The organism is Bifidobacterium sp. LH_426 (assembly GCF_056356875.1).
The window spans coordinates 1-1,005 of sequence record NZ_JBKEVB010000019.1 but is presented as its reverse complement, the minus strand read 5'-3'; the positions used below and the strand labels follow the sequence as shown (position 1 = coordinate 1,005).

The following is a 1,005-nucleotide window of genomic DNA, read 5'->3' as shown; positions in this document are numbered from 1 at the left end:
TGCCGCAACCCCCGACGGGTATCACACGACACCGGTTTGGCCTGATCCGCTTTCGCTCGCCACTACTCACGGAACATCCTTTCCTACAGGTACTGAGATGTTTCACTTCCCTGCGTACCCCCCGTGAAAAGAATCACGGTGCCACCCCATCGAGGGTGGCGGGTTCCCCCATTCGGAGATCCTGGGATCAAAGCCCTGTCGGCGGCTCCCCCAGGCCTATCGCGGCCCCACACGTCCTTCATCGGTCCTGTCCGCCAAGGCATCCACCACTGCGCCCTTACCAGCAACACACTCGAAGCATGAAGCCGGCAAAAACCAAATTCGCGAATACATCGGACGACACATCAACACAACACGTTGACGGTCACAACAAAACGACCGAACGAACACCAAGACAAAAAAGCCTCGGAGTTCGATCGAAATCAACAAAACAAGAAAAACAAATTCGTTCTCTTGCTCGCGTCCACTATCCAGTTCTCAAACCACCAACACACACCAAGCCCCACACCAGCCCACACAAGGACCGGCACGGAAACCCGGCGGAATCGGACCCGCACCCCAAACCACAAGACTCGGAGGGTGGCGATCCGGGAACCCAAAAGCATGTTGCGCCACAAACCCGCACGCACCCCGAAGGACACGCGCCATACAGCCCATGATCTCTTCCACACCAGCAACCCCGACCGAACCGCGGACTTCGCGGCCGTGGGGCACACACCGGCTTCCAAACAGAAGCCTGTATTCTCCGTAGAAAGGAGGTGATCCAGCCGCACCTTCCGGTACGGCTACCTTGTTACGACTTAGTCCCAATCACGAGCCTCACCTTAGACGGCTCCACCCTCCAAAGGAGGTTAGGCCACCGGCTTCGGGTGCTGCCCACTTTCATGACTTGACGGGCGGTGTGTACAAGGCCCGGGAACGCATTCACCGCGGCGTTGCTGATCCGCGATTACTAGCGACTCCGCCTTCATGGAGTCGGGTTGCAGACTCCAATCCGAACTGAGA

Annotated in this window: 2 rRNA genes; both read right to left on the bottom strand. The window is 58.0% G+C overall.

Annotated features, from left to right (window positions below):
• Window positions 1–291 (bottom strand): 23S ribosomal RNA (locus AC1AYD_RS10675); the annotation flags it as partial.
• 460 nt (window positions 292–751) lie between these two features.
• Window positions 752–1,005, bottom strand: a 16S ribosomal RNA gene (locus AC1AYD_RS10670); the annotation flags it as partial.